The organism is Pseudomonas sp. Leaf58, from assembly GCF_003627215.1.
Classification (GTDB): Bacteria; Pseudomonadota; Gammaproteobacteria; order Pseudomonadales; family Pseudomonadaceae; genus Aquipseudomonas.
The window spans coordinates 595884-618011 of sequence record NZ_CP032678.1 but is presented as its reverse complement, the minus strand read 5'-3'; the positions used below and the strand labels follow the sequence as shown (position 1 = coordinate 618011).

Annotated in this window: 25 protein-coding genes; 10 read left to right on the top strand and 15 right to left on the bottom strand. The window is 52.9% G+C overall.

Features of this window, described 5'->3' with window-relative positions; translation table 11 throughout:
• Positions 1 to 14: 14 nt before the first annotated feature.
• The 5 genes from DV532_RS28555 to DV532_RS28535 all read right to left on the bottom strand — a co-directional run bounded on the left by DV532_RS28555 (position 15) and on the right by DV532_RS28535 (position 5355).
• A complete protein-coding gene (locus DV532_RS28555; protein ID WP_056798380.1) occupies positions 15 to 986 on the bottom strand; it encodes a DUF6685 family protein in 972 nt (323 codons plus the stop codon).
• Positions 987 to 1045: 59 nt separating this feature from the next.
• Complete coding sequence (locus DV532_RS28550; RefSeq protein ID WP_056798383.1) at positions 1046 to 1759, bottom strand: hypothetical protein; 714 nt, start codon at positions 1757 to 1759, stop codon at positions 1046 to 1048.
• Between the two features lie 192 nt (positions 1760 to 1951).
• Entirely contained in the window at positions 1952 to 2974 is a 1023-nt protein-coding gene (locus DV532_RS28545; protein ID WP_056798385.1) for a hypothetical protein, read from the bottom strand.
• Between the two features lie 76 nt (positions 2975 to 3050).
• On the bottom strand, positions 3051 to 4034 hold the full coding sequence (locus tag DV532_RS28540) for an ATP-binding protein (RefSeq protein WP_056798388.1): 984 nt from the start codon (positions 4032 to 4034) through the stop codon (positions 3051 to 3053).
• Between the two features lie 91 nt (positions 4035 to 4125).
• Positions 4126 to 5355, bottom strand: a complete 1230-nt coding sequence (locus DV532_RS28535) for a hypothetical protein (protein ID WP_156675904.1) — start codon at positions 5353 to 5355, stop codon at positions 4126 to 4128.
• 299 nt (positions 5356 to 5654) lie between these two features.
• On the opposite strand from DV532_RS28535, the gene DV532_RS28530 reads away from it, so the two are divergent.
• Positions 5655 to 6446: a hypothetical protein gene (locus DV532_RS28530; RefSeq protein WP_056798393.1), complete on the top strand. Its 792-nt coding sequence runs from the start codon at positions 5655 to 5657 to the stop codon at positions 6444 to 6446.
• Positions 6447 to 6547: 101 nt separating this feature from the next.
• Here DV532_RS28530 and DV532_RS28525 read toward each other — a convergent pair whose 3' ends face one another.
• Complete coding sequence (locus tag DV532_RS28525) at positions 6548 to 7183, bottom strand: ERCC4 domain-containing protein (RefSeq protein WP_056798397.1); 636 nt, start codon at positions 7181 to 7183, stop codon at positions 6548 to 6550.
• Positions 7184 to 7825: 642 nt separating this feature from the next.
• Here DV532_RS28525 and DV532_RS28520 point away from each other — a divergent pair.
• From DV532_RS28520 to DV532_RS28510, 3 genes are all read left to right on the top strand, one after another.
• Positions 7826 to 8086 carry a hypothetical protein gene (locus tag DV532_RS28520; RefSeq protein ID WP_120715498.1) on the top strand — a complete coding sequence of 87 codons (261 nt, stop codon included), beginning with the start codon at positions 7826 to 7828 and terminating at the stop codon, positions 8084 to 8086.
• A gap of 491 nt (positions 8087 to 8577) precedes the next feature.
• Positions 8578 to 8700, top strand: coding sequence for a hypothetical protein (locus DV532_RS31045; protein ID WP_256659154.1), 123 nt, complete (start codon positions 8578 to 8580; stop codon positions 8698 to 8700).
• 478 nt (positions 8701 to 9178) lie between these two features.
• Positions 9179 to 9463, top strand: coding sequence for an Arc family DNA-binding protein (locus DV532_RS28510; RefSeq protein ID WP_082476795.1), 285 nt, complete (start codon positions 9179 to 9181; stop codon positions 9461 to 9463).
• A 45-nt stretch (positions 9464 to 9508) separates the two neighbouring features.
• Here the strand turns inward: DV532_RS28510 and DV532_RS28505 are convergent, their stop codons facing one another.
• The gene (locus tag DV532_RS28505) at positions 9509 to 11236 is read right to left on the bottom strand and encodes a Shedu anti-phage system protein SduA domain-containing protein (RefSeq protein ID WP_056798403.1); all 1728 of its coding nucleotides are present in this window, start codon (positions 11234 to 11236) and stop codon (positions 9509 to 9511) included.
• A 212-nt stretch (positions 11237 to 11448) separates the two neighbouring features.
• Here DV532_RS28505 and DV532_RS31315 point away from each other — a divergent pair, with 212 nt between their 5' ends.
• Positions 11449 to 12330 carry a hypothetical protein gene (locus DV532_RS31315; protein ID WP_372340015.1) on the top strand — a complete coding sequence of 294 codons (882 nt, stop codon included), beginning with the start codon at positions 11449 to 11451 and terminating at the stop codon, positions 12328 to 12330.
• 213 nt (positions 12331 to 12543) lie between these two features.
• On the opposite strand, the gene DV532_RS28495 is transcribed toward DV532_RS31315, so the two are convergent.
• Positions 12544 to 12744 carry a hypothetical protein gene (locus DV532_RS28495; protein WP_056798407.1) on the bottom strand — a complete coding sequence of 67 codons (201 nt, stop codon included), beginning with the start codon at positions 12742 to 12744 and terminating at the stop codon, positions 12544 to 12546.
• Between the two features lie 279 nt (positions 12745 to 13023).
• Between DV532_RS28495 and DV532_RS28490 the strand changes: the two genes are divergently transcribed.
• Both DV532_RS28490 and DV532_RS28485 read left to right on the top strand, forming a co-directional pair.
• Positions 13024 to 13248 (top strand): helix-turn-helix domain-containing protein, encoded by a 225-nt coding sequence (locus DV532_RS28490; RefSeq protein ID WP_056798410.1) that lies wholly within the window; start codon positions 13024 to 13026, stop codon positions 13246 to 13248.
• Positions 13245 to 14498 (top strand): HipA domain-containing protein, encoded by a 1254-nt coding sequence (locus DV532_RS28485; RefSeq protein ID WP_056798413.1) that lies wholly within the window; start codon positions 13245 to 13247, stop codon positions 14496 to 14498. Before DV532_RS28490 ends, DV532_RS28485 begins: the two co-directional genes overlap by 4 nt.
• Positions 14499 to 14700: 202 nt before the next feature.
• Here DV532_RS28485 and DV532_RS28480 read toward each other — a convergent pair whose 3' ends face one another.
• Positions 14701 to 15273 carry a hypothetical protein gene (locus DV532_RS28480; protein WP_056798416.1) on the bottom strand — a complete coding sequence of 191 codons (573 nt, stop codon included), beginning with the start codon at positions 15271 to 15273 and terminating at the stop codon, positions 14701 to 14703.
• A 403-nt stretch (positions 15274 to 15676) separates the two neighbouring features.
• On the opposite strand from DV532_RS28480, the gene DV532_RS28475 reads away from it, so the two are divergent.
• The gene (locus tag DV532_RS28475; protein WP_056798418.1) at positions 15677 to 15874 is read left to right on the top strand and encodes a hypothetical protein; all 198 of its coding nucleotides are present in this window, start codon (positions 15677 to 15679) and stop codon (positions 15872 to 15874) included.
• A 608-nt stretch (positions 15875 to 16482) separates the two neighbouring features.
• Here the strand turns inward: DV532_RS28475 and DV532_RS30575 are convergent.
• Positions 16483 to 16623, bottom strand: a complete 141-nt coding sequence (locus DV532_RS30575) for a hypothetical protein (protein WP_156675905.1) — start codon at positions 16621 to 16623, stop codon at positions 16483 to 16485.
• Between the two features lie 504 nt (positions 16624 to 17127).
• On the opposite strand from DV532_RS30575, the gene DV532_RS28465 reads away from it, so the two are divergent.
• Positions 17128 to 17571 (top strand): hypothetical protein, encoded by a 444-nt coding sequence (locus tag DV532_RS28465; protein ID WP_056798422.1) that lies wholly within the window; start codon positions 17128 to 17130, stop codon positions 17569 to 17571.
• Positions 17572 to 17679: 108 nt separating this feature from the next.
• Here the strand turns inward: DV532_RS28465 and DV532_RS30570 are convergent, their stop codons facing one another.
• The 4 genes from DV532_RS30570 to DV532_RS28455 all read right to left on the bottom strand — a co-directional run bounded on the left by DV532_RS30570 (position 17680) and on the right by DV532_RS28455 (position 19079).
• The gene (locus DV532_RS30570) at positions 17680 to 17862 is read right to left on the bottom strand and encodes a hypothetical protein (protein ID WP_162949019.1); all 183 of its coding nucleotides are present in this window, start codon (positions 17860 to 17862) and stop codon (positions 17680 to 17682) included.
• 197 nt (positions 17863 to 18059) lie between these two features.
• A complete protein-coding gene (locus DV532_RS28460) occupies positions 18060 to 18395 on the bottom strand; it encodes a zeta toxin family protein (protein WP_120715495.1) in 336 nt (111 codons plus the stop codon).
• Positions 18370 to 18555: a hypothetical protein gene (locus DV532_RS30565; RefSeq protein ID WP_156675906.1), complete on the bottom strand. Its 186-nt coding sequence runs from the start codon at positions 18553 to 18555 to the stop codon at positions 18370 to 18372. The genes DV532_RS28460 and DV532_RS30565 overlap by 26 nt, the downstream gene beginning before the upstream one ends.
• A 98-nt stretch (positions 18556 to 18653) precedes the next feature.
• Positions 18654 to 19079, bottom strand: coding sequence for a hypothetical protein (locus tag DV532_RS28455; RefSeq protein ID WP_056798426.1), 426 nt, complete (start codon positions 19077 to 19079; stop codon positions 18654 to 18656).
• A gap of 289 nt (positions 19080 to 19368) precedes the next feature.
• Here DV532_RS28455 and DV532_RS28450 point away from each other — a divergent pair, with 289 nt between their 5' ends.
• The gene (locus DV532_RS28450; RefSeq protein WP_056798429.1) at positions 19369 to 20205 is read left to right on the top strand and encodes a hypothetical protein; all 837 of its coding nucleotides are present in this window, start codon (positions 19369 to 19371) and stop codon (positions 20203 to 20205) included.
• Between the two features lie 367 nt (positions 20206 to 20572).
• Here the strand turns inward: DV532_RS28450 and pilV are convergent, their stop codons facing one another.
• On the bottom strand, positions 20573 to 22012 hold the full coding sequence (gene pilV, locus DV532_RS28445; RefSeq protein ID WP_120715494.1) for a shufflon system plasmid conjugative transfer pilus tip adhesin PilV: 1440 nt from the start codon (positions 22010 to 22012) through the stop codon (positions 20573 to 20575).
• Positions 22013 to 22128 lie beyond the last annotated feature (116 nt).

The window sequence follows — 22128 nt, the reverse complement described above, 5'->3', positions numbered from 1 at the left end:
GAGTTATGCAACCGCTACATGCCCAGCTCGGAAGGCTGGTGCGAGCGCCTGTGGGTGATTTTGTTGGCTGACTGTTGTACGGCCATTTTGCTCTCCAGCACCTGGCCGAGATCCATGAATCCCTCTTTGCGAAACATGTCGGCAATCCGCTCGGACTTGCGGTCATTCTTGAGCAGGAAGATGGCGCTGGCGTCTCTGGCATGTTCACCAGCGCTCCAGGGGAGCGCGCCGATGAAGAAAGTAGCCCTGACCTTCTTGAACGCATCCTGCAGCGCCAAGTGAGACCTGGCATCATTCGCTGGATCACCTATGGCGAAGATTTCGAACTGCTGGGTAAGCTGCTCCACAGCCAATGGCTCGAACACGTATTCATGCAGCGTTGTGCAGATCGGAACGGGGATGCCTGTGCGTTTTGCGATGTACCGTGCCGCCGCGAAATGGTGCGCACCCCCTTCATTGAGCAGGTTGAGGCGACCATCCCAACCATAACGGCTGAGCGTGTCGGTAGCATAGGCACCTACGCTTCGGATCTGGTCATGCTCAAGCATGTTCAACAGGCCCTCCTTGCTGATGTCGCCGAGTAAATTGGCGCACCGTTGTTCTGCAAATTCGTCCAAGTTGTTGTACTCAGAAAGGTTGCTCTTAGCTGCACCCAGGGTTTCGATGTCAGTGATATCGCAGGTGAACTGCTCGATTTTTCGGGTGGTAACCAGCCGACTGAGCGCAGTGACCGGGAGATCGATCGAAGCGTAGCTGCCTTGAGTATCAGTCCAGCCGAGCAGCACGCCACGCTGTGCATCAAATCCTCTTGAGCTGAGCCCAAGATCCTCCCACTGCTGAATGTCGCGAGAGGAAGCAGTCTTTTTCTCCTCGAATACGACCTGTCGAAGAGAAGGGTGGTCTTGGATCACGGCGGCAAGGCTTGCTGGCACACCCACTTCATCCAACATGTTCCTGTAAATGGATTGTGCAATTTGTTTGAGCATTCAAGCACCTTGGATTCACTAAAATGTCTGATGTGGCGCAGGCATTTAAAGACCCATGATCAGTCCATAGGGGAGGGGGCTTGGCCGAAAAACTCAACCTTTACGCCAGGTAATTTCATCTGGCCCAGGAGCTGCTCATTCAGCGCCCCTTGCGGCTGAAGAATGTGGCACTTTCTGGCCAGCTTCTCCCGCTGCGCTTGAGTATCACGGGGAAGGTTGCAGTCATCAAGGAAGAGAATGGCAAAGTAGCCCTGGTCATGGCCGAAGAAGGCTTGTACCTGCGACCCACCTCCGACCAACACCCAGACCGGGCCGCGATCGAGCTGCACACAGTGCTCATACACTGACTTGATCTTGTTGTGGTAGCAGTCGATCATCATCTGCCGATAGGCAATGTTCCGGTGAATCTTTGCGTCGCTGCCATCCTTGAGCAAATGGGTGTTTTCGTTAACGCAGTACGGCACGCCATCATGCTCGGCCAGCATCATGGAATCGCTGAAGGCGCTGCGACCTCTGGGGACTGACACCGGCAAGCCATACTTGGCCCACATCGCAATGCGCTCCTCGTCGGTCTGCTCGATCGGAGGATCCATGTATCCCAAGCCGACCAGATGCTTGGCCAGGATTTTGGATTGTGCATACCCCATCTGGGCCAGGAACTCTATATCCTTCGTGAAATAGCGCCGCAGCAGATCCGCTTCCGCCTCCGGAAGGCTGGTGAGATAGGTGAATGTTTCTTCAATGGAAAGGGATTTGCGTTTAGGCTTTTCCATGAGGGCTCCGCTTTTGAGAGGGTGATCATGCAATGATAAGGGGTATTCTCAGCCAATATCCATGAAAAGCGAAGACGTGAGGGCAATAGAAGCTTATCGCTACGCCAGGCAAGCCCTGGAAGGGCTCGCAGGCACAGCTGATGGGAAGATGCCTCTTGCGCCCCTGGCCAGCTTGGCCGCAGGAGGGAGCTTCTATCGGGTTGTCAGGATTTTGTCCCTGTCGAACCTCAGTTGCTTCCCAAAAAATGTCTTCAGGTAGCGCTTGATTGCGGGTTCTGCAGCTTCCACGCCCATGTTCATCCAGGCATCAAGGCGAAACGGCAAGTCAAAATCCCGGCAATCTGGATGCAGGGCGCCGACGAAGGCTGTGCCAAGCGGGGTAATTGAAAGCATATGTGTTTCAGACTGGTTGATCAGGCCAAGCTGGATCAAATTACCGAGCAAATGCTGGCGCGATGCGGCTGAGCCCATCCCTAAGAGGTGGTTCATGCTGTCCTTCGGGTATTTTCCCGTGCCCTGCCACTTGCTGGCCATCAGCTCTTCGAGCTTGTAACACAGGGTCGGAGGGTGCTCAGCAAGCCAGATAAGCGCCTGTAAGGCGTATTTGCTGACAAATACAGGCTCGTTGGTGCCGGCAAGTCTGCGGTACAGGTTGCCCAGGATGGCTTGGCTATTGATGGCGTAGCTGAATTCGAATAGACGCTTGACCCTGCCGGCGCTCAGCAGCGCCTTGAAATCGGGGTGATTGGTATCAATCATGGTGTTGAAGGCCGCGCAGAGGCTTTTGGTGTCTTGGCCACCTCTGAGCGCCAGAACTGGATAGGCGGGAGCTCTATTGGCCCCCAGGGTTTGCTCCATGAACAGGTTAAACCCCCAGATGCCGGCATGATCCCAGTCGCAGGCACAGATGATGTCATCCGCTTTGAGCATGAATGCTGCGGCCTCATCCAAGGAGATCGGATTGATGAGTACGGCTTTCCGGTCGATGAGTTTGGACAGTCGTCGTCTCAGGCCACCCCACGGTTGATCGCGTTTGTACAAGGGCCGCCCATAATATGGGTACTCGCTCAGGGCCATGCCCTTGGGGAATTTGAAATTGTTGAGCCAGTAGGGTAATGCCTCGATGAAGAAGATTTCTTCGTCAGGGTAAAAATCGCCAGCGACTTTGGCGAGGACATGGGTGACAGAAAATTTTTCGGTAATGATGATGCGCATAATCCATTCTCCATGAGGAGCGGTAAGTATTGATGCATGGCTTGGCCATGGACTGGTCGGGTGCTGCTTGGGTGCTTCAGGAATCTTGTGCTTGAGTCTTGTTGAGGATCGCTTCAATCCCCTGGCCGTCATTGAGCACCAAGTCGCGGCGAATTTGCTGGCAAAGCATCACCGTCTCGCTCATGTTCTTGAGCTTCATTTGGGCGATGCGTGGGGCATAGTGCAGGACATCGCTGCCGGGCGTTCGTGTGGGGTCGAGCTCCTTCTGTGCCAGCTGGAGCACGAGGTCAGGGGTCGGCGCCTGGATGTTCAGAGAGAAGTCGAAGCGGCGCAGGATCGCCTTATCTATCAAATTCTCGCTGTTGGTGGCGGCGACAAAGACGCAGTAGTGCGGTAGCTTGTCCAGGGAGATCAGCAACTGGTTGGTCACCCGGCGCATTTCAGTGACATCGCCAGTTGCTGCGCGGTCAATTGCCAGGCCATCAAATTCATCCAGGAACAGCAGGCAAGGCCCGGATTCCGCATATTCCATGATTGAGGCGATGTTCTTTCCTGTCTCACCCAGGTGGCTGTCAACCAAGCCGCTGTACTTGGCTTTCACAAAGGGAATGTCCAGGGAGGAGGCCAGTGCTTCCGCCAGCAGCGTTTTCCCATTGCCGGGCGCGCCGTACAGCAGCACCTTGTGCCGAGGCTTCAGGTCAAACGCGGCCAGGTCTTCGACGCGATCGTGCTCTTGAATGATCGCCAGCACCTCGGCTTTCAGCTGTTCGTTAAGCACTACGTCATCAAGCTGGATGACCGGCGTGGACAGCTCCACCAGGTTTTTGGGCAGGGTTCGCATTGGCGTTGGTGCCAGGCCATGGCGAAGATCGCGTTCGATTCGCTTATGAATGGCCGGGTAGCTGATCCTGGTTTTCTCGGACAGATCAACCAGAATCTCGCGCAGCTTGACGGGGTCGTTCCAGCGCGTATGTTCAACCAGCGCCGGCAGCAGCTTAATGATGCTGCTGTCACTGGCTTTACGGGCTTTTTTTTCCAATGCTGCAGTGGCTTCGGTCATAGTCGTCCCCAAAATTTGAGTGCAATATACAGGCAAAGCGACAACTTGGAAAGGTTAAATGATTCCAAGCCCGATGATGATCGTGGGTTGGTTAGAGCCCCAGATCCCTTTCGCAGATGCTGGCGAGGGCCGCGCCACTGGCGTTTTCGATGTAGGCTCGATCGCCTGTGATTTGTGACAGGGCCTCAATCGCTCTGTCATCATCACAGTTGGCGATGATCTCTTCAGTGGTGTAGGGCTTGAGAAATTCCTGGTACAGGTAGCCGTAGAACGTCCAGTTGCGTGGGCCCATGTTAGCCAGATGGCTTAATGCACGTTTCAGCGTCACGGGACTGTCGCCTTCGAGGTCGCCACAAACACCCGTGGACATGAGGTAGGAAGGGCTCAGGCCAGCATCGATGAACGCCTGGGTCACCTCCTGAACGTAGCCTGCATTGCAATACCCAACAAGGTTGTTCTGCATAAGGTCAAAAAAGCAGCCTGTCACCTGGAATGCATCGCGCATCACCTTCTGAGCGAAATCTGGCTTCCTGTGGGCGTGCATGAATGTCTCAGCAGTGGCGCGTGGGAAGGCATTCTCCTTGAACGGCTCTAGAACCGGAATTTCAGCGGGGAGGGGCCGCTGAAATCCGTAGACCTCGCTGGTGTCGGCATCATTCATAGCCGTGGCGATGTGCCGTAGTTTGGAAACCTGGCGCCTGAACAGGGCTTTTTCAGCCACCTCATCCGTCACCACGCCTTTGTAGATCGCTGATTCAGGGTCGACGGGAAACTCCAGCATGGCCGTGTAAGCGACCACGGAAGCTCGCTCGGTTTCCTCCGGCAGTGTCCACTTGAAGACGCCGACATCGTCCCTGGCGACCGCTTGCAGACGCACATGCTCCAACTCCGTCATGTAGATTCGACGGGCGACACTGTAATATTCGCGCCCAGAAAGCAGGCTGAACGCTTGGTAGACATCGATCTTGGGGTGATCCTGAATCTTTCCATTGATGTCTTCCATGTGAGCACCGATCTCAAACGACTGTTGATCCAGCGTGTCGTAATAGGCCGCAAACAGTGCATCGGTGTTCTTGCCGGGGATGGAAAGCGCCATGGCGAGTGCGAAGTGCAGACGGTCTGAGTTGGGGTAGTCGCTTTCCTGCCATTTCATGGCCTTCATGGCATGGCCAGCGGGTTTGAGGTCGCCCACTTTCAGGTTGCCCATGGATTTTGGGATCAGGCTGGCCAGCCACTCCTGGCACAAGCCGGCGACGGCAGGGTACTCATCATCGAGCCACAGGCCATCCACTTTGCTGCGGTAGAAGCTTTCGATTTGCATGAATGGGAACATGGCGTGCCTGCAATGATGAGAGATTCCTATTAGGTGCAGTATACGGGAGCCGGGCCTGGTGTGTAACTAGGAGGGTGGGCGTGCACACCTGTCCAATCCGGGTTGAATGGCTTTCGAGTCGGTTTGTTGAAATATTGGCTACTACAATGGGCAGTAGGCCGTGGCTTCACTGAGGGCAATCTGAAGACCACCCTCCAAGCGGGGTTTTGGCAGCATTAAGCGTTTGGCGGGTGTTGATTGCATCACAAAAGAACGGGCTGCGATAATGGTAAGAAAAGGCACGCTTTGTGAAAATCAAGCCCACGCTCAGAACCTGCAATGACCTCGATATCGATGACCTGCAGCACTTGAACCTGAAAACCCCCTTGGCGCGAATGATGTCGGCGGTGGTTGAGGTGATGGCTCACCATCCCGATCTGCAAAACCTGCATTCGATTCTCCCTGCAGAGGCCTACCCCGACATCCAATTTCCAGATGCAAGCAGGCTGGTTGAGGTCGATGTTCACCTGTGCGCCGCGCTGAGCGACATCAGCGCCATTCTTGATCGTGATGACGATGGGTGCCTGGGTATCTTTGCCACAAGCTCGGGTGCGTTCGATACTACCGCGTGGTGTGCTGACCGGTTTCGGGTGATCGTTGGCTGTGACGAGCTCGAACTACGAAAATGGGTGCGTGAGGAGACGGAAAGAGACCTTGCAGCAGATTTGCTCCCACGCATAGAAACCTACATTTCAGCGTTTCTGGCAACCACTACACATGAGCTGGCCCATGCGATTGAGTTCATTGCTCACGGCGCAGGATTGACGCCATCCGAGGTCGATGACGCTTTCGACGAGGGGGTGCTGGATGTGTCGGTCTCTGACGTCTGTTCTGGTCGAGGCATCCGCGATGACATGGAGGCTGATCTCAGCGATCAGGCTGCAACTGACATCATGGAAGAGAGGGTAGAGCGTCAAGGCGTGACCTGGCTTGATTGGGCCCTGGCCAGGGTGCCAGCCGAGCTCATGCGGGAATGTGTCCAGGCATACGCCCCGCGTCAACGGTGGCCATCACTGATGGACGACGGCCCTGCGTGTTGATGCATCATCCTGGTCGAGCGATCTCATAGCGCTTGGCATATGACAGACTAACCAGGTGATGTAGTTGGCCCTTGTTACCCGTGCGCTCGTTTAACGCGGCATCAGGAGGCGGCACTCCAATTGATCACTTCCCAGATTCGTGTCGCGGAGTCGATGCCAATGCGAGGGATCTTGCTGATCTCTGCTGGTGTTGCATTGAAGAGGGCTTTGAGGGATCCGAAATGCTCCAGCGCTTTTTTGGCGTTTCCTGGGCCGATGGCCGGCAGGCTTTCAGCGACGAAGCGAGCGTTGAATTCTGTGATAGCAGGCTTTTTGGCGCGAAGCGGGCGATCCTTCATCTCCGTCTGGGCGTTCTTCGCCATGAAGTAGATGATTTCAGCGGTCGTATCCACGCTCGACGAAGGGATCAGCGAAACACCCTGGGCATGAATCCAGGCAACCGCGCCCGCCAGCGCGGCAGGGGCAAACTTAGACCGGGTGTTGAAAATATCACCTTCCAGCAAAACGGTCGGTTTGGCGTAATTCAGGGAGAGCATGATCATTTGCTCATGGAACCTGCCATCGACAATCGAGTTGATGAAGTCTATAGCTGATTTGCGTTCAATCACGATCCCACCACCCACCGAAAAATCGCCAATGGGCAGGGCAGCATCCACCACCTCAACGTCCGTGCGGCGTTTCAGACTGGACACGATGCCAGAACGTTGCTCGCGTACATCAGCATGAATTTCGATCATCGTTGATACCCATCGCAAGGTGTAATTTAGAGGCCCTAATCATAGCGGCGCAGGCCTTTGTAGCCAAGACCGAATCAAGAGGTGTAGCTAGAACCATCCGCTGTGACGGCGCAGGATTGAGCAAGTCCCTGAAGCTACCCCAAATTGGGATAATGGCACAGTGCCTCCGTGAGATATCGCTCAAGAGTACAGATGTACTCCTACCTATGAAACCGCCCCACACGGCAAAATCCGCAATTCCCTGCTCAGGGGCTTGTCGCGCAGCCCCGGCGTTTTTGGCGAGCGTGTAGAGTTTGCAAGCAAAGGCCCAGCAACCCCCTTAGACGCCTTGGTGCAAGTTCTCCAGGGCCTTTATAGACCTTTATAGGCCTTTATAGACCCTTTATAGGCCTGTATGGCCAAATGTATCGTGGGCCTCGAAGCCATTAAGCGCGCTGGTGTGTTCTGCCATGCGGGTGTTGCGATCGCCCGTATGGATGTTGCGGACATCAATTCCTGGCAAACCCGAGAGGGTAAGGAGAAGAATGTCAATCGTCGGATTCGAGTATAGCATAAATTGACGTCGATTTCTTCCTGGGCTAGCCTCATGTTCCGAGGGCTTCTGCAGCTACCAGGCTTCATTTATCCAAGAGGAATTTGCCGATGAACATCGCTCAGCACATTGATTCCAGGCCTATTACAGACCATTCCCTGTCCTTCACCCACCTCTATCCCAATGAGGAGATCGACTGGGAGGAGGGCGCTGAACACATCAAGGTCATGGAGGAGATTGTGCAGGAGGCCCTTGCGAAAGGCGCATCGGATATCTATCTGCAGGGCTTCAAGGACAGCATGGATGTGATGTTTCGCATCAACGGCAAGTCTGTGCTGCAAAGAAGTCTGCCGGTGGCGAAAGCAGCATGATCCTGGCGGGCTTTTACCATAAAATTGGTCGAGAACAGGGGGTCGACCCTGAGTTCGCGGCCATTTCCCCTTGGGGAGCTGCCATCGAGGATGTATTGCCAACAGGTGCGATCAAGATATTCTGCGGCCTGGCACTGTCGTATCCCCACGGTTTCGTCTTCATGTGCCGACTCCTAGAGCGCCCCAACCAGAAATGAACCTCTGGCTGAGTATGAACGACCCCGCTCTGCAGGGCGGGGTGTATAGCGGGCTGTAGATCGTTATCTATTCATTCCCTGTATTTATTACCCTCTACCGCGTTTCAACAGTCATCAGCCGGATTAGCGGGGCAGTCAGCGCTTCCAAGATCATCAATGGTCATGCCTGAACAGGGAGGAATTTCGCGATCGAGGAGATCTTGGCCCATCGCAGCCAATCCCCTGGTTGTGGCGCTTGAATCGTCTCACCTTGGTTAGGTAAGGTGAGCTCTCTGCAGGGGGAGGGCCACCATCATGAAATCGTTCATCGAACGCAACCCCAAAGATCAAGCTGCTAAAGAATCATTACGTGAAATTGCCAACTCTGGCTATACCATCCCAAAAAAGATCCCGCCGATGACATTTTTGAGGTGTTGAACAGAATTAAGCGCCAGATCAGAATGAAAAAGGCAGGTCATCAGCCGGAGGGCGGCTTATACAAATTGTCCCATAACTGACCTAGGCTGGAAAACCTCGGATGCGTGCAGGTATATTCGTACTACATACCAAAGCCTCCCATGTCAATCCGAGAGTAGGGAGCCCCTCAAGTCAACAACGCTCCAGAAACAAGCCGATTCGAGAAATCCCTGCTGTCATTTATCATGGCACGAACTTCGATTTCGATGCGTTTGACTCCTAACACCTGGGCTTGAGATGCGACAATTCAACCACGTGTTTTGGCCACTTCTTCAGCGACAATCGTGATGAGGCTTTGTCCTTGGCCTTCTGGGCGACCTCCAGGAGGGATTTCGAAAATAAGTGACCTTCTTGAGATGGGCCTGTACAATCCAATCCTTGATTTTCAAGTCAGTCGATTGAACTGACTTTGTGATTTTGAATGTGAAGGCCACTTTTCATGACGACGACTCTCTATAAAACTGCGCGTGAATCCGATAAGTTTGTGGTCAGATTACCCCACGGTATGCGGGATAAAATTTCATGGTCAGCAGAGAAGGGGTCTCGCTCCATGAACGCCGATATCATCTATCGCCTTTCTCGCAGCTTGGCCGCAGAGGCCGACGCACCCAAGCAAGGGCAGAGCAATGTCCTTTCACCTGTTGAAATGAGCCTGCTCAAAGGCTTTCGAGAGATGCCAAAAAGTCGACGCCAGGCGCTGCTCCTGCTGCTGAGCGACAGTTAAAAACAAAGCCAGTGCGGGTCATTCAAGACCTGCATAGTTGCCACCCTATTCTTTTTTCGACAATGCTTGCGACCTCCGGTTAGCGCCAAGCTGAACGATCGAGTGGTCTCCAAAGCCCAAGCCCATCAGGATCACAGATGCCTGATGCGGGAACCTCTTAAAAATCAGTTCAATCAAGGCCTGGTCGGTAGCAGTGGGCTTGACTCTGAGAGGTTCAGGCTCTATGCCTTCCAATTCAATCATGCCTGCTTGCAACAGTCGTTGCACGTCGCTGTCTTGCCGGATGTCGGCTGAGGACTGGTCACGGGTGTGGACTGGTCTGCTGATGCCGTAGTGCTGTGCCAGGATGCCAGCCATCTTCTTGTGCAGGTCGATCGGCAAGCTTGTCAGAGCGGCCAGTCGCTGTCCGATATGGGGGTAGATGTCTGAATGATTGACCGGGTCGATCCCCAGCGAGCTGCAAAAATCCGCCGTGCGTTGCGCAGCGACTTGCTTGAGGAAGACCTGCCGATCACGATCCGTCTGGAAGCGATAGCCTTTGGTCGCACTAAGCCTTGGCAGTAAGGGATGTGGTCTATCAACGGGGTATCGCTCACCCCCGTTGACATCCTGATGGTGTTCATTGCAGAACAGCCCCATGTGCCTCAAAAGGTAGGGCTTGAAGGGCAAGCCTGGCTTGAAGAAGTTGTAGATTGAAGCAAGCCCACCGGTAAAAGCCCCCTCCTGAACGACAGGGTTCGCACAATCGTGGTGTTCGCATCGCCCTTGAGACCGGTGAAACAGGGAGACCAGCAATTGAGGGCTCACGCCAAGCGCTCCTGCCCTGGGCCAGCCCAGGCCCGCCAGAGTGACACCGTATGGATCCGGGTCTGGAATAGGGAAAGGCCCCATGTTCAGTGTTGGCACCTTGGCCAACAGCAAATCAGGCTTGTGAATGGATACGGGCTTGATAGAGCGAGCGAGCACCTTCAGGCAGTTTTTTGTTTCCTCTTCCTGGCTAACCTCTTCTAGCATCATAGGGTAGGTCATCATGATGATGCCTTCGCGCAGGTAGAGGTCATCAATGATCGCTTGTTGCCAGGGTCTATTGGGCATATCCGTGCCCATCACCAGCACGAAGCTGGTTTCGATCCGGATCGCTGGGTTCAGTTTGCCCTCAGTGTCCAGGATCTTGGTAGGATACCTTTCAAAAAGACACTCAAGGTTTTGTAGAAGGACGGTGGTCGCCCCGTATTTATGCAGGGTGCGCTTATACTCTCGAACCTGATTCAATGGCTTCACGGTGTGCTCGTGAAGCGTGCCTTTGAGTTGAGAGTCCGTGCTGAAGACACTGAATTTGGAGCTCTTGATCTCCACAAATACCAGTTTGATTACTGTCCCTTGCGTGGTGGCGTACAGGAAATCTGGCCGCAGCCGGCTGGGAAGGGTATGTTGAGTGATGATTGAATCCAGGTACAAGCCGCCCGCATACAGCTCAGGGGTTCTCAGTAAGAAGGGGTGCTCTTCAATTTTTTTCTGCAGCCGGCCTTCGTTGTGGAAACCCTTGGTGATTTTTGACAGCTTGTCAGATTTCGGCCCCCGTCTTTCGGTGGCGGAGGGCTCTTTGAGGCGCTGGTTCAAGGCCTGCTTATGATAGCGGTTGCTTGCGGTCAGTGGTGGCTTACTGGTCTTTGCAGCTATTTCCTGGGTGAACGAAAGACGTTCGTGCACCGTGGCATCAAAACTCTCCAGGATCTGCTGTCGACGCTGCGGGGTGTACGGTGGGTTGGTCATGAGCAGGCTCCTGAGTGTCCGACATCCTGGCGGGAGAGGGTTCCGCCACCAGTGAGCAGTCGTGGCTTCGCTGCGAAGTTTGGTTCCAAACAACGTCAGGCACAAGCAGTTTTGCAGGTCTTTTTAAAGTCGTATTGGGTTTCAACTAAATTGGAGTTTTTGCGCCCGATAATGGCCGCTGTATTTCGGCGGTGTCTAGATCGTTATCCACTATGTATGAAATTAACCCCAACCACCTCCGTAAAAAAGCGTGTGATCAGCATGAGGGCGGGGTAGTATGGCGATCGCCTGAATTCACAACGTGCAGCGCTCGAACAAGGAGAGGTCAAAGGATGCCACCACCAGCGATTCAATCCGCACCATTTTCAGTTTTCAGTCGAATGCAGGGCATTCCGTTGCCGGCGTGGTCGGGTAAGAAACCGCACCAGTGGGCACGCCATATTTGTTCGACCCTTCAGGGGCTGCCAGGGGTGTCACATACTGCCTTGACCCGATCGGCGCTACGCGCCTTGTGGTTGAACCCACAGATTACGACAGAGGTATGTGTGCTGAGCACCATGGCTTGGGGTGGGATGAAGACCAACCATGGCCAGGAATTTTGGAAGGCGAAGGCGCATTGGTTGCCACTGTGCGATGAGGTTCGCCAGGGCAAGCACACCCGCCGCAGTGCGTTCGATGCTTTTTCCACGCTCAAGGCGAGTGGGAAGCTGCCGTGTATGGGCCCAGCGTACTTCACCAAGATCATTTTCTTCGCCGATCCCAAGGCCGATGGCTACATCCTCGATCAGTGGACAGCACGCAGTGTTCATCTGCTCACAGGGCAGTGGCACTGGCCCAGTGTTGAGACGGATTACACCACGAAGAAAAAGGCGATCAATGACCCTAATCAGTTGCGCGTGCGTGTCGTCGACAAGGTAACAGGTGCGGACTACGAAGATTTTTGCCTGTTGGTCGAAGATGTGGGGTTGCGACTGGGCATTCATCCGCACCAGGCGGAAGAGCAGCTGTTCAGCAACGGAGGCAAGAAGGCTCACCCGTGGCGTGCTCATGTGATGGGTGCCTGGAGACATCAGAGCCCAGTGTTTTACAGTTGATCAGAGCATAGTCAAATCGACAGGCTGGGGAGGGTGCCCAGCATGCTGGCAAAGCAGGGGAATCCCCTCCCTGGCTTGGTTAAGATGACATTTCCGCATGGGGAGCCGTCATCATGAAATCGCTCATTGAACGCAACCCCAAAGAGCAAGCTGCAGCAGAATTCATTCGAAAGCTTGCCATCTCTGTTTTGCATTGCCTGGGTTAAATGTGGATCAAGGATCACTGCGACAGAGGATGGCCTTGGGGTAGTGTATCTCCTGAAGCTTGGAGTCTACCAGCGGTGAGCCCACGATCTTGAAGCTGGAATCGTTCAAGAAATTAGCCAGCACCAGGTTGGCCATCTCGGCAATTGGCTGGCCATAGCGGAAAGAGAAGGTGAGGGCGGTGGTGTGAGGGGTGTTGATGGCATCCATGGCATTGACAGCGCCTCGCCAAGCAAAGATCTTCTGCCGGCGATCTCCCACCCAGATCACCCCAGTACTCAAAACGCACCTGGTGCACCCGGCTCAAGCTAAGGTTTGCTTTCGATTTTCCATGATCTTTGATCTCCGAGCGCAAAATCTAAATAATTCCTTATATTTAAAGCCCAACTTGCGCTCGACAGAGTAAATCGAAAGAATTCCTTATATTTTCTTGACAGAAGCAGGGGTGCAGTCAAAAATGTAAGCTATAGATTAGTTTTAGGATCCGTCATGAACAATCTGAAGCCCATTCGGACAGCCATCGATCTTGGTGACATCGTGCGCCAGGCACGGAAGAAGCAAGGCATCACCCAGGTAGACCTGGCCTCGATGACGGACAAGAGTCATGTACTGCTGCGCGATCTGGAAACCGGCAAGGGCTCTGTTTCATTGGCAAGCGTGCTCCAGGTGCTCAATGAGCTTGGCATCCGCATGTACGTGGAGCCAAGCCAGTGAGAGAGCTTCAGGTAGTCATCAATTCCGACCACGTGGCCACACTAAAGGATCAATCTGGAATCTGGAGCCTTGAGTACACCCCTGCTTGGATCGAACATCCTAATGGATATGACCTGGCGCCTACATTGCCAAGATCTGCTGGCGTGATTTTGGACGGATCCACGAAACGTCCGGTGCAGTGGTTTTTCGATAATCTGCTGCCTGAAGAGCAAGCACGCACATTGCTCGCTGGAGATGCCGAAATCGAGTTCGCCGATGCCTTTGGCCTTCTTGGCTACTACGGTGCCGAGTCTGCCGGTGCTATCACTCTGCTCAATACACTGGATGCCCAGGAGCAGGGTGGGCTTAGACCACTTCCGGACAATGAGCTTAGCGAGCGGATACAGAACCTTCCTCGGGTGGCACTCACCACTGGCGCACCTAAACGAATGTCCCTCGCAGGTGCACAGCACAAACTGGCCGTGGTGATGAACGATGAGGGATTGTTTGAGCCTGAGGGCGCGACTCCATCAACCCACATCCTCAAGCCTGATCATGATCAGCCAAATCAGTACAACGCCACCGTAGTGAACGAATGGTTCATCATGTCCCTCGCCAAGCGTGTATGGGGTCAGGTACCTCCGGTATCCATCCGGCGCGTCCCAGAGCCGGTATATCTGATCGAGAGATTCGACAGGGCCAGGGTGAATGGTCAGCTTGTCAGAGAGCACGTGCTGGATGCCTGTCAGCTCCTCGGCCTGGATAGGAATTTCAAGTACAACCAGGCCACGCTTGAATCCCTGCAGAAAATTTTGGGGATGGTGCGTAACGTTGCGCAGACCCGTATGCAGCTATTCACCTGGTTGGTTTTCAATACGCTGGTGGGAAATGGTGACAATCACCTCAAGAATCTTTCGTTCTTTGTTAGGGGTGATTCTTACCACATGACGCCGCATTACGACATGTTGTGTACCGCCGTTTATGGTGAAGACATGGCGCCCTGGATCAATGCTGAGCTGGTCTGGAAGCTCGATGGAGCGCGCACCTTTGGTGAAGTCACCTTCGGTAGCTTCCTCAAGCTAGGCAAGGAAATTGGTCTTGGGGAGAAGATCGCTGGTTCTTTGATCACAAAAGTCTCTGGAAAGCTCCTAGAGTCTGCGCATTTTCTAATGGAGAACCACCAGGAAGGCATGACAGCCGGGGAGAAGTACCTGGTGAGACGGATCATCTACGGCGTGATCACTGACATGGTGAAACGACTCAAGCCTTGATCCATTGCATGCGGGCCGGGGTTTCAGAGCTAGCCTGTTTATGGTGTTGAGAGTGGGTGAGGGGGGGGCAACCTTTGCATTTTGCATCTACTCCAAAGCCTGTCGTACACCTTCTGTAAAAGTAGCCGAATGACAGACCTGAGTGACCATTCAGCATTTTCAGGCATGGGGAGCCAGGCTCGACTTCCCATTGTCAGACCCCTCAAGGAACTGTTGGCCCAGCATCTGGCTCCTGATCACGCTTCCAGGATGGCACATAGGGCTTATCCTGGTGGCGTGTCTCCTTGATGAAAGAGACGGCATAGTCGATCGCCGTGTTCAAATCCATGCCGGAGTAGTCCAGCAGCCTGGTTGTTGCGGGATCGATGTGCTGGAAGGGCTCTGGATAGAGGGTGTCATCCACGAGCAGGAAAAGATCGACATCCCCCGCGAGCGGAAAGTCATTGATCAGCCGCTTCGAAAGCGCCATATCGATGAAATTGGCCCATTCAGCTCTGGCTTGACTGTTGCGCGAGCCGTGTTGAGACCAGTCGATTGAAAGCATCAGGGCGCGGGGCGATCCAGGCCTGGCCGGCTCGCTGAAGAACTGATGCAGATTTTCGTGGACTGCCCCAATGGCGCCGCTGTCTTCCAAGATATTGAAGTGTGGATAGCTCTTCTCACCTGCCGCTGCACGACCTGCGCCATTGGAGTCATAGTAAACCTCATCCAGCGCTTTGAAGAGCACGCCGTGGTGGGGGCCGCACATACGGTCTTTTCTAACGAGAAAATTCATGACAAAACCTCCTGTTTTTTCCATCTTACCTCTGCCGGATTACCGCGTGCAATCAAGGCCAGGAGGGCCGTTTTGCTCACAAAATTCAGAAGCCTGGTAGGCCATAGGTCATTAGCCAATGTCGTGGCATTTGGTTCGGGGTGTGGTCATGTTCCGGCTCCAGCTCAAAACTGTTGGCATAGACTAGCATTCAGAAACTCCATCTCGATGGTTGATTCGTGTATACCATATTTTTTGTGCGTATGCATTCGTGAAATGATGTGTCGATTTTGACTAAATTGCTATCCATGCATGACAATTTAATACTAAAGCAATCTTTTTGATTTGCTATGCGGTCAAGCATGATTTGATTCAAAAGCCCTGTTTTCTATGATTAACCATCAGGAGACCAGTGATTAATTCAATGAAATCCACAGAATTGAAAAATCAGATTGTTTCCGAAATGAGAGAGTCAAGGAAGCATGGGGTGATGGCGTCACTGGAAGATGTAGACCAGATGAACAATCGCGAGCTTTGCATCAGAATGCTCAAAAGCCTGGCAATACTTGCTGGCAGGCTCGACTTCCTTAGCGCCAGCATGCGGCTTGCATTTGAGCCATAAAGGGGGAGTCGATCTGTTTCAGCAGCGCTGGCTGCATCTCGACAGCGTGCTTGCCCGTATAATTTCCCCCTTTGCGAAACACGGGGTTTCACAAATCAGTGGTGAATTGGGTGAGGGGGCCGCGAGCATCACATGGTCGACTCAGTTTGCAATGCCCAACACTTCGTCAAGCCAGACATGATTGAGCATGGTCAACAGGTTCGGGCGCATTTCCCAAAGAAACTGGAATGAAATGCAATCAAAAATTAACTCTACTAAATGACTATTTAGTCTAGTTAAGTCACAAACTGTCCGACAGGTCATTGTGAAAAGGGGTCGTAGATCTCATCCCATCGGAATAGCTTGCGTGGTACAGGCGCTGCGGAAGGCTCAGGTGCCTCTTCAATAACCTAGGCCCAGTGATAGGCCATGTTGTCCTGGCGGAGCTTGCGAAGACGATGGTAGCCATCCTCCAGGCGGAATTCTTCTACAAGCAAGGGCGGCATCGTCGCAACGGGGAGGCTGTCGACGGCTTTCTGCCGGCGCAGGCTGGGCTCATGATGGTCTTGGTCATAAACTACCAGCGTGTCGAGCTCAATCCAGGTCAGCCTGGCCCGGCAGCCAAAGTATTATTCCTCGATCTGCTCAAGGCAAACCTCGTACGGCGACAGCTCGGAAACGTATGCGGCGATCGCTTCAGCATTGACCATGTATTCTGGCCAAACCTTGTTCTGCGCGTCTTCCTCTAGGGTTAGACGATTATTGCTCATTTTCGACCCGTGGCTCATTTTTCTGGGGCTATTACCTCAGCGTCACACGTGCCGTACTCGCAGGGCAAGTTACCGTCGAGATCCGGTTCACCCAGGGGTGAAAACCGAAGCTTCGGGCGAAGCTTCGCTAGATTCGACGCTCCTGTAAAGTGATTTCGGCAGCATTTTAAAACGACCACTGCTGGCATTCCTGGCCATGGCTCAAAAGGCAATTTTTGCCAGATTGGTGATTCTCACTGCGCGAACCTGCGTAAAAAGCGCAGCCGATAATCCCTTATGGATCAATGACTTAGTTCTCATAATCTATCTTATGTTAAATTGGTTGTATGCACATGTATGTACAGGCAAAGACCTGTTTGATCATATGCCAGCCCCGCTTCGTTCCGATGTCATTCCCCCTCGTGGTGCACCCGCTTCCTCCTCAGGACGATCCTGATTTTTTGTAGGCAGCCGAGATTACTGTATATTGGTTACGTGCCCTCAGAACCGTATGAGGAAAACATCATGGCTGCAATGATGGGATACATGATCACCAGGGCTGGCGAGCAAGATCGCGAGCTGCGTGAAGTCATCACGCTCCACAACTTGTTGAGCCCTACAGGCGGCGTGTTAACGCTGGATAAGGCTACTGAGTTCCTCGGCATGGACACTGCCGAGCTGACACTGAGGATGATCGACCGATCGATTATGGGTATTTTCGTCCTGCGCGATCTGTACGTGCCCTTGTTTCAATTCCAGGGCCAGTACCATATCCCGCATTTCCATGACCTCTGGGATGTTCTAGCGCCGTCCTGCAGCGAGCTGGAAATGGCCCATTTCTTCGTCGCTGAGACGCTGGCGCCTGGCGGGCCTACGGTTCGCCAACTGCTCGTTTCCGAACCCGCCGTAGACGTACTGCAGGCCATTTTTGCAAAGGCTGCGGCATTCAGATCGCCTACCTGGCGCTAGACAGTGTGCTGCTGTGTACCCGTGATCATGCCGCGCTCCAGGCGCCTGGAGCGCATTGGAAGGCTCCATGTGGATTACATCTGCCCCGCTTCATCTTAAAGCTAATAATCAAGGCTCGTAGCTGTTATCACTTTTGATTTCAGCACGAGCTAAACTATCAGTGAAACTACCAAGTGCCAATGGAAGGCCTTTTAAGTTTCTGATCTGAATTTTCAAAGTATAAACGCAAAGAGATTCCACAACGACTTTGACCCAGTTTGGCAAAGGTTGTGAATCGTCAATTTCCAGCACGCCTTTTTCAAGCGTAGCGCATAGCTTGGCAACTTTGCTTGAGTTGTCCCAGATGGCTACGCGATTTGCAATTTTGCTGGCCGCAGTGAAGTTATCCCTGCTCTCATCATATCTCCGCCTTATGACTTTTTCATCAATGTAGTGGCCACCTTTTGCAACACGATTCGCGACTCGCTCTACATTAAGATCGGCAGACTCTAGTCCAATATACGGAGTTCAATGGTAAATCCCGCACCCTTGGCTTTCTGCATTCTCCCAATAATGCTCTTTCCAGTAAGCGTTGTTTCCATTGTGAAAGGCTCTAAATTTTCAATGGAAAGATTGAAGAATTCCACAGCCTTCTTCCCAGCAGCCACATCCATAGATCTGGGGTGATTTGGATTCAAATGCCTAGCAATGCTATCGGGATCGATATGCATGTGTATGCCAGGGTCAGAGTAGAGGCCACGCAGCGTACTTTTTCCTGAGCCATTCGTCCCCGCATAAAAGACTGCGATGGGCCTCCCCTCAGATGGAGGGCGTTGATTCTGCATGCAGTTTTTTCCTTCTGCTTTGACGCTTCAATCTGTCAGCTATTACAAAGGCTTTATCCGCTGGGTCTTCGGTCTGATGGACGTAGCTGTTTCGCGCCAAAACTGCAAAGGATTCTTCAACTGCTTTTTCCTTTGGATTTCGGTCTATGAAGGTTTTCATGTTCGTGAACCACCCTTTTTTAAGGTATCAGCTATTATATCATGGGCACGCTGTTCGTTCAATGTCAATACCATGCAAAGGCCTTTTGAGCAATTACGCTACAACCCAAGCCCAACCTCAGGCTTTCTCGGTTTGTGCACGGTGTCTCGGATGGCAACCAAAATACTGGCCGCCTTTTCGAAAGCTTCGTCCGAAGGTACTGGCAACCCCGCGTACTCGAACGACGTACCGCCCTCATTGGCGCTGTAAAGCACCAGGTACTCACCTTCAGCCAGATTGAAGATCCACGTTTGATAGGTCTTCTTGCCGTTAAACAGGAAAGCCGGCTCGCCCCACAGTTTTTTGTAGGCATCCACATGGTTGCGGGACAATCGATAGTATCCGTCCAGGTTGGTGCTCATCATGTCGGTCATAAATTCATGAAACTTGTCGATCATGAAGATTGGTTCCGGACGGGCCTGGTCTAGCCAGGTGCTATCTGTCAGAAGCAAATCCAGGGATTTCAGATCGATTTTTTGGTTCATGGTAACTCCGAAGCTGAGCTCATTTCAGGTATTGTAGGCATAGCAACTGCTGGAAGTCATCCTCAATCACCTGGCCCAGAGCTGCGCACCTGGGATTTTATTTGAAAGATGCCAGCACCTACGGACAACGCTCAGGCTACCGTTTACAAAGCGCCGGAATAAATCCTTAAGCATAGGGAAGGCAAGCAAAGCCTTGTCATAATTCCCGTCAAGATCTGGCTTTTACCAATTGATCGGAGGCATCGGTAGTGGCCATACTGATTGAAGCCTACCAATTGGGAATCCCGTAATGTCCACCCTATTGCAAGATGTCAAAAATTTTCACGAAAGAGCCATGTTCTACAACCTTTCCAGGGGTGATATTCAGGCCGCCGTGACTTCTTGGCAGCAAGAGCATGGCAAGGTGGCTGCTCAGGTTGCCATGAGCACCGTCGACGCTTCTGGTGAAATTTTCGGATTCCCGGCAAAGTCAGGGGATACTCTGAAAGCCAAGATGGTGCTGCTTTTCGAGCAAGCCAAGCTATACAACCTCACTCCCGAGGAAGTGCAGGACAAGCTCCTTGAGCTGGTCGTTGACGGCCATGGGCCGGATGAAATCCGGGGCATGCTGCCCGTTGTTGATCCAGGTCGCCTGGTGTTCACCTACCCTATCCAGCCAAGTGAAAAGGGTGTTCATGGCCTGGATTTATGGGCGAATCGCTATGACAACTTCAGTGACACCTACGGTCATCACCTCATTCACTCGGAGCATATCTCCAGAGCGTTCGTAGAGGCTTGCGAACAGCTCTGGCAAGAAGGTGTCCTGTACGACCATGGTGGGCTCAGCGTTGACAAGGCGAGCCTTCAGGGTGGATATGCCATCATGGTTGCCCTCGAAGCCCATGTAAAACCCGAGGGCAAGGATCTGGCGCTGCTCAACACCAAGCATGGTATGGACTTTGAGTGTCTCTCAATGGTGCTGAAGCACGACCCGAAGGCTTTTGGGGCGGAAGTGGTAATGACCACATTTATCACTGACCCCAGCAAATTGATGCTGGTGCCTGATATCGCCCAAAGCATGCAGGATGTGGCTGACAGGTGGGCAAGGCATCAACTCAAGGTAGCTGACAATACCCCGACCCCCTAAGCACGATACCTGCAGGCGACGCTGCCAATGGCTTTAAGCGACCTCGAATCTGCAGGTATTACCTGAATGGCTGAGAGGTTACTCCAAATGGATGACCTTTATACCCAGATGCGCTTGCCACCCATAGAACCTGCTCACACAAACGCTTTTGCAGGCAAATGATGATTGCGTTAACGGCCAGGCACCAGGCGCTTGAACTGGCCAGGTTTCTGATGCGTGGCATGGGGAGCCTGCAACCCCATTTTGGTGTTCTGCGGGCAATCCGCTGGGTATCCTTGTGAACAATGACTTTGTGCCGATTGATCTCAAAGCCCCCGAGGTTCTCGGGTTGGCCAAGTACCTGGGATTACACACCCTGACCCCAACGTCAGTCCAGGTAGGTCGCCATGACGTTGATGCCAGCGGTTGTCACCATTGATGAATCGACTACGGCATTGGTGAAGCACATCTGCGAACCCGCACTGGCAGCATGCGTGATGCTAGCATCACTGGCCACGTCAGAATATTTACCGCCAAAGGAGTACGTGCGCCCTACCCTAATCCCGTTGATGGTCATGGTGGTGGCGCCCGGCGCTGAAATGGTGATCAGGGCATTTCGCGCAATATCTAAGCATCGGCTAATGCCAAACCCACCATAATAAAATAGCTGCACTGGGCCTGACATATTGCCAGCGTTGCTGCCCCACTTTCCAGACTGACACGATAAAATTTTTCCCGTGTTGTCAGCACCTAACAAACCATTGGGTGAGCAGTTCTGACCTTGAGCAGCAAATCCGCCAATCGACAGATACTCATCTGTGCTGATCCTGCCCGCAGAGTGGATCGATTTCGTTTCCAGCGCGTTGAGATTGGATGTAGCAGACGGATCAACAAAATACGCTGTATTATTCGAATCGTAGTAGACTTGGGCCATTGCAACACCACCTACTGTGATATTTCCAGTCGCAGATACGTCCCCTGTCACCTTGGCACCGCCATCAACCGCTAAAGCATTTCGAATACGTAGTGCGCCAATAATTTCAGTATTGGCATCCACAACCAGACCAGCTCCAGAGGCAGGAGCCACTCCTGAGTTTCGTCCCAGGTATAATGCTTCTGCAGCCAAATTCTGGATGCGGGAAGCTCCAACGATCTGCCTATTCAACGGGTTTGAGCTGTCGAAGGTCAGGCTGGCGTGCATGCTGTTCCCCCCGTCCGTGCGCAGCCAGATGTCCTGCTGAGCGTTGTTTGAGGCTATCATCGAAATCGTGCCATCAAACGGATCCGCTGAAAAACTGGAATCTGAAGTTACACTGAAACCATTTCCCGAGGATCCAGGCAGATACCCTGCCGCTGCAGTGATTGCCGCCAGGCCAGCTAAATCCGAACGAGTCTGCCGGGTGCCTGTATGCGTCATTTTGAACGGACTGCTCACCGAGGTGGCTGTCAGCTTGCGATCCGGAGCACTTCCAGAAACTTGAATATTTGTTGTAATGCTGATAGCTCCAAATGGGATGGGGCTGATAGCGGTAGCGGCAGGGAAGGAGCATGGCAAATATTCGTTCCCCACAGTTAGGGGGCCGCCGCAGCTTTGATTTTTCAACCAACTAGAACCTGAGTAACTTGCCGGAGTGATCTGATTATTCTTTGCAATGTAATTGCGCACAGCATTGTTGTACTGAAAGAGATAGGATCCAAGCGCACGTGCTTGGGATTGCTCCAGATCGGCTTCTTTCGACTGTAGCGCGACAATGGTGGCGACAGCGGCCAAGCCGATCACCAATAGCATTTCCAGAAGCGTGAATCCACGATATAGGGTGCGTCGCATTGACAACCTCGTTTCTTATTATTTTCGATTGCTGTGCAAATGGTAGGGCTCTGAAACAACCATTACAAGCATGTCGTCTGAAAAATTGAAAATTCGAGTACAGGTGGTGGGTATAA

Excerpts from the sequence above, each read along its gene's own strand:
- DV532_RS28460 (WP_120715495.1), bottom strand. The coding sequence starts at position 18,395 with ATGCAGAATCAACGCCCTCCATCTGAGGGGAGGCCCATCGCAGTCTTT.
- DV532_RS28455 (WP_056798426.1), bottom strand. The coding sequence starts at position 19,079 with ATGAACCAAAAAATCGATCTGAAATCCCTGGATTTGCTTCTGACAGAT.
- DV532_RS28495 (WP_056798407.1), bottom strand. The coding sequence starts at position 12,744 with ATGGATGCCATCAACACCCCTCACACCACCGCCCTCACCTTCTCTTTC.
- DV532_RS28545 (WP_056798385.1), bottom strand. The coding sequence starts at position 2,974 with ATGCGCATCATCATTACCGAAAAATTTTCTGTCACCCATGTCCTCGCC.
- DV532_RS28505 (WP_056798403.1), bottom strand. The coding sequence starts at position 11,236 with ATGACCAACCCACCGTACACCCCGCAGCGTCGACAGCAGATCCTGGAG.
- DV532_RS28480 (WP_056798416.1), bottom strand. The coding sequence starts at position 15,273 with ATGAATTTTCTCGTTAGAAAAGACCGTATGTGCGGCCCCCACCACGGC.
- DV532_RS31045 (WP_256659154.1), top strand. The coding sequence starts at position 8,578 with ATGAAATCGTTCATCGAACGCAACCCCAAAGATCAAGCTGCTAAAGAA.
- DV532_RS28550 (WP_056798383.1), bottom strand. The coding sequence starts at position 1,759 with ATGGAAAAGCCTAAACGCAAATCCCTTTCCATTGAAGAAACATTCACC.
- DV532_RS28555 (WP_056798380.1), bottom strand. The coding sequence starts at position 986 with ATGCTCAAACAAATTGCACAATCCATTTACAGGAACATGTTGGATGAA.
- DV532_RS28535 (WP_156675904.1), bottom strand. The coding sequence starts at position 5,355 with ATGCAAATCGAAAGCTTCTACCGCAGCAAAGTGGATGGCCTGTGGCTC.
- DV532_RS30575 (WP_156675905.1), bottom strand. The coding sequence starts at position 16,623 with ATGAGCAATAATCGTCTAACCCTAGAGGAAGACGCGCAGAACAAGGTT.
- DV532_RS31315 (WP_372340015.1), top strand. The coding sequence starts at position 11,449 with ATGTATGAAATTAACCCCAACCACCTCCGTAAAAAAGCGTGTGATCAG.
- DV532_RS28520 (WP_120715498.1), top strand. The coding sequence starts at position 7,826 with ATGAACATCGCTCAGCACATTGATTCCAGGCCTATTACAGACCATTCC.
- pilV (WP_120715494.1), bottom strand. The coding sequence starts at position 22,012 with ATGCGACGCACCCTATATCGTGGATTCACGCTTCTGGAAATGCTATTG.
- DV532_RS30565 (WP_156675906.1), bottom strand. The coding sequence starts at position 18,555 with ATGAAAACCTTCATAGACCGAAATCCAAAGGAAAAAGCAGTTGAAGAA.
- DV532_RS28510 (WP_082476795.1), top strand. The coding sequence starts at position 9,179 with ATGACGACGACTCTCTATAAAACTGCGCGTGAATCCGATAAGTTTGTG.
- DV532_RS28490 (WP_056798410.1), top strand. The coding sequence starts at position 13,024 with ATGAACAATCTGAAGCCCATTCGGACAGCCATCGATCTTGGTGACATC.
- DV532_RS28525 (WP_056798397.1), bottom strand. The coding sequence starts at position 7,183 with ATGATCGAAATTCATGCTGATGTACGCGAGCAACGTTCTGGCATCGTG.
- DV532_RS28465 (WP_056798422.1), top strand. The coding sequence starts at position 17,128 with ATGGCTGCAATGATGGGATACATGATCACCAGGGCTGGCGAGCAAGAT.
- DV532_RS28450 (WP_056798429.1), top strand. The coding sequence starts at position 19,369 with ATGTCCACCCTATTGCAAGATGTCAAAAATTTTCACGAAAGAGCCATG.
- DV532_RS28475 (WP_056798418.1), top strand. The coding sequence starts at position 15,677 with ATGAAATCCACAGAATTGAAAAATCAGATTGTTTCCGAAATGAGAGAG.
- DV532_RS28540 (WP_056798388.1), bottom strand. The coding sequence starts at position 4,034 with ATGACCGAAGCCACTGCAGCATTGGAAAAAAAAGCCCGTAAAGCCAGT.